The 4,343-nt window shown below is 47.4% G+C and carries 2 protein-coding genes; one reads left to right on the top strand and one right to left on the bottom strand.

Annotated features, from left to right (window positions below; genetic code table 11):
* Positions 1 to 390: 390 nt before the first annotated feature.
* A complete protein-coding gene (gene acnB, locus AC805_RS05995; protein ID WP_055074575.1) occupies positions 391 to 2,991 on the top strand; it encodes a bifunctional aconitate hydratase 2/2-methylisocitrate dehydratase in 2,601 nt (866 codons plus the stop codon).
* Between the two features lie 319 nt (positions 2,992 to 3,310).
* Here the strand turns inward: acnB and plsY are convergent, their stop codons facing one another.
* Positions 3,311 to 4,096 (bottom strand): glycerol-3-phosphate 1-O-acyltransferase PlsY, encoded by a 786-nt coding sequence (gene plsY / locus AC805_RS05990; RefSeq protein ID WP_082429411.1) that lies wholly within the window; start codon positions 4,094 to 4,096, stop codon positions 3,311 to 3,313.
* Positions 4,097 to 4,343: the final 247 nt, after the last annotated feature.

Genomic DNA, 4,343 nt, shown 5'->3' with positions numbered 1-4,343 from the left:
ACCCGAACTGACGTTAATTAGGGCGCTTTAACTGTCATTGCTTTTGAACTGGATGAAAGACTTACTAAACTTTATAAACCAATACTTATAAACCAATACTTATAAACTAATACTTATAAACCAATACAAGGTGGGGATTGGTTTAGACTCTGAAAAGCAAGGGTGAAGTTTAGCTATAGCAATGCAAGTTTTGTTCAGAATATCAACCCCCAAAGATAAGTGGCAGTGCTTTGTGATGCCACTTATCTTTGGGGGGGTATCATTTAGGATAGTTTTTTGCTAGCTAATTCAAGCATTGCCATAGGATTGTAATTTACGTGCCGAATCGAAACGGGGGGCAGTAATAGGATAATAGATTAAGTATTTGTAAAAAATCAAGAATAAATACCTATGTTATCCGCTTACCGCGACCATGTTGCCGAACGTGCCCAGCAAGGCATTCCCCCTTTACCCTTAAATGCAACGCAAACTTCGGCGCTTTGCGATTTGTTACAAGCTCCCCCTGCTGGCGAAGAGGCATTTTTATTATCGTTGCTACGCGATCGCATTCCCCCTGGGGTCGATCAAGCTGCCTATGTCAAGGCTGGCTGGCTAACGGCGATCGCTAAAGGTGAACATCAATCACCCCTAGTTTCACCAACCTTGGCAGTAGAGCTACTGGGAACGATGGTGGGCGGGTATAACGTCCAGACCTTAATCGAGCTATTAACCAATGATGCGTTGGGAGAGCTTGCCGCCACCGCCTTGAAGAAAACTCTCCTAGTATTTGATGCCTTTAATCAAGTCTTAGACCTATCAAAAACTAATGCTAGAGCGCGATCGGTGATCGAGTCTTGGGCTGCCGCAGAATGGTTTACCAGTCGTCCTGTTCTGCCCGAAACCTTAACAGTTACGGTATTTAAAGTAACAGGTGAAATCAATACCGATGACTTTTCTCCCGCCTCTCAGGCTTTCTCCCGTCCTGATATTCCCCTCCATGCATTGAGTATGTTGGAATCGATGATGCCTGAGGGCTTGCAAAAGATCGCCGAACTCAAGCAAAAGGGGTATCCCGTTGCCTTTGTGGGTGATGTCGTGGGGACGGGATCTTCGCGCAAATCGGCGATTAACTCGGTGCTATGGCATATTGGCAATGATATTCCCTTTATCCCCAATAAGCGATCGGGGGGTGTAATTTTGGGAAGTACGATCGCTCCGATTTTCTTTAATACTGCTGAAGATGCGGGAGCATTGCCGATCCAGTGCGATGTCTCAAATTTAGAGATGGGGGATATAATTACCATCCATACTCGCGAAGGTAAAATTACCAATGCGGCTGGTGAAACCCTCTCCACCTTTAGTCTCGCTCCTGATACGATCGCCGATGAAGTGCGCGCTGGCGGACGAATTCCCCTCTTAATCGGGCGCAGTTTGACCGCTAAAACGCGCCATGCGATCGGGTTGCCTGCAAGCGATATCTTTATTCTTCCTGCTATCCCTGCCGATACTGGCAAGGGCTATACCCTCGCTCAGAAGATCGTGGGTAAAGCTTGCGGTGTTGCTGGCGTGCGTCCCTTCACCTCCTGCGAACCCTTGATGACGACCGTAGGTTCCCAAGATACAACAGGTCCGATGACCCGCGATGAGTTGCAGGAACTCGCTTGTTTGGGATTTAGTGCGGATCTCGTGATTCAGAGCTTCTGTCATACGGCCGCCTATCCCAAACCCACGGACATCAAAACCCACAAAGAACTTCCCGATTTCTTTTCCAATCGTGGCGGTGTTGCCCTGCGCCCCAATGATGGCATTATCCATTCTTGGTTAAATAGAATGCTCTTGCCCGACACCGTTGGTACTGGTGGCGATTCCCATACCCGTTTCCCCTTGGGCATTTCTTTCCCCGCAGGTTCGGGATTAGTCGCCTTTGCTGCCGCCCTTGGCATTATGCCCCTCGATATGCCCGAATCGGTCTTAGTTCGCTTCACGGGTGAATTGCAAGCTGGTGTTACCCTCCGCGATGTCGTGAATGCGATTCCCTATATTGCGATTCAAAGAGGTTTGCTTACCGTGGAGAAGAAGAACAAAAAGAATGTCTTCGCTGGGCGAATTATGGAAATTGAAGGTTTACCCGATCTAAAAGTCGAGCAAGCCTTTGAGTTAACCGATGCCACTGCCGAGCGTTCCTGCTCTGGTAGTACGATCGCGCTCAGTACGGAAACAGTTGCCGAATATCTGCGATCGAATATTGCTTTGATGAAAAACATGATCGCCCGTGGCTATAGCGATGCTAAGACTCTCTTGCGCCGTATCGCCAAAATGGAAGAATGGCTCGCTAATCCCTCGCTCATGAAAGCCGATCCCGATGCCGAATATGCGGAAATTATCGAAATCGATCTCAATGAGATCAAGGAGCCCATTGTTGCTGCACCAAACGATCCAGACAATGTGAAGTTGCTCTCGGAAGTAGCAGGCGATCTCGTGGATGAAGTATTTATCGGTTCCTGCATGACTAATATCGGGCATTACCGCGCCGCTGCTAAGGTTCTCGAAAAAGAAGCCGCTGTCAAAGCGCGTCTCTGGGTCGCCCCACCTACCCGTATGGATGAGTTCCAACTTAAGGAAGAGGGTATTTACAGTACCTTTGGTGTTGCTGGCGCAAGAACGGAAGTTCCTGGCTGCTCTCTCTGCATGGGCAATCAGGCAAGGGTCGCCGATGGTGCAACCGTCTTCTCGACTTCCACCCGCAACTTTAATAACCGCATGGGCAAAGATGCTCGTGTCTATCTCGGTTCGGCAGAACTAGCGGCGGTCTGCGCCTTACTCGGACGCATTCCCACGGTGGAAGAATACAAGGCGATCGTCACCAGAAAGATCGATCCCTTTGCCAATGACCTCTATCGCTATCTCAACTTTGACCAGATTGCCAATTTTGAAGATCAAGGTCGGGTGATTGCGCTCAAGGATATGCCTCGCATTGAGGATATTTTGGGTATACCTGTGGCTGCGAAGTAGTAAAGCTGGCAGCTAACGTAATACCAAGTTAAGAAATGGCTACGCCATTTCTTAACTTGAAAACTCTGACGAGGTTTAGTTTTTGGCTTTATAGGTTTTCGGGGAGGTCAAACATGATAAGTGGCTCCATGCTTTTAATGATGGATATCTCAGTCGGGGAAAACTTGATTTTAACTTTCCACTAAAACCAAACCTAGGGCTTTTTATAGCTACAGTCACTTGAATTAGGACAAATCAAACCCCAAGAATTGACTGGCGGCGCGAAGCGCCGCCAGTCAATTCTTGGGGTTTATGTCCTAGTACAGGCGATAGCTATACTTTATGTCTTAGGCTCTGATTTAAAAGTAAACTCCGTACCGTTGAGAATACGTTCGATATTAGAACGATGCAGCCAGATGATAAAAGCGCATCCTGCGGTGACAAAGCTGGCGTAAATCATATTTCCTTGCATTGTCCACATGAGGAATGGGGCGGCGGCGGCGGCGGCAATGGAGCTAATCGAAACGGTTCGCCATATTGCCATCGTGACTAGCCAAATACCAAAAGCAGCGATCGCCACTACCCAATTCAGCATAAACAAAATCCCTACCCCCGTCGCTACCGACTTACCGCCCTTAAATCCCAACCAGATCGGACGACTATGACCGATCAAAGCCAACATTCCCGCACCAATTACCAACAACGACAGCTCGTTTTGAGCGATCGCCTCAGCCTTGATATTTAGACTTGTCATCAACCAATTTGCCGACTGCATCATGTAAATTGCCGCCACTCCCTTAGCAAAGTCAGTTATAAATACGAGAATCCCCGCAAATTTGCCAACATTACGCCATACGTTGGTTGCTCCTGTTGAACCTGAGCCAAGCTGACGAATATCAATACCAGCCAACCGTCCCACTAAATAACCTGTGGGGAAAGATCCTAAGAGATAGGCGATCGCAAGCAAAAGATAGGCAAACCACATAAGTTGTACATCATAAACAATAGAGGCAGCGCATAGGCTAAACCTATTCTCTAATATTGTGGCAATCAAGAAAACAATGTAAGGTTTGCTTAGGACATAAAGCCCCAAAGATGAGTGGTGGTGCGAAGCACCGCCACTCATCTTTGGGGCTTTATGTCGTTCTAATTATCGCTTAGGTTGTTATAGTCGCCACAGCCCAGAAGAGAAAAACGGGGCTTAGCGCTGTTCCTCTCTTCTGGGTAATACGATTGACGGCAGATGACAACCGCAACACAGGATTAATACCAAATGACAAAATGGCTACGCCATTTTGTCATTTTAAAACCCTTACTGGGTTTAGTTTTCAATTCCCAAAAGTGTAGCCACACTTTTGGGAATTGGTATAATA

Source organism: Pseudanabaena sp. 'Roaring Creek' (assembly GCF_001402795.1).
Lineage (GTDB): Bacteria > Cyanobacteriota > Cyanobacteriia > Pseudanabaenales > Pseudanabaenaceae > Pseudanabaena.
The sequence above is the reverse complement of the archived record's forward strand: the minus strand, read 5'-3'. Positions and strand labels throughout refer to the sequence as shown.

Bases quoted from the DNA above. Each gene is read 5' to 3' on its own strand.
- acnB (WP_055074575.1), top strand. From the start codon at position 391: ATGTTATCCGCTTACCGCGACCATGTTGCCGAACGTGCCCAGCAAGGC.
- plsY (WP_082429411.1), bottom strand. From the start codon at position 4,096: ATGAGTGGCGGTGCTTCGCACCACCACTCATCTTTGGGGCTTTATGTC.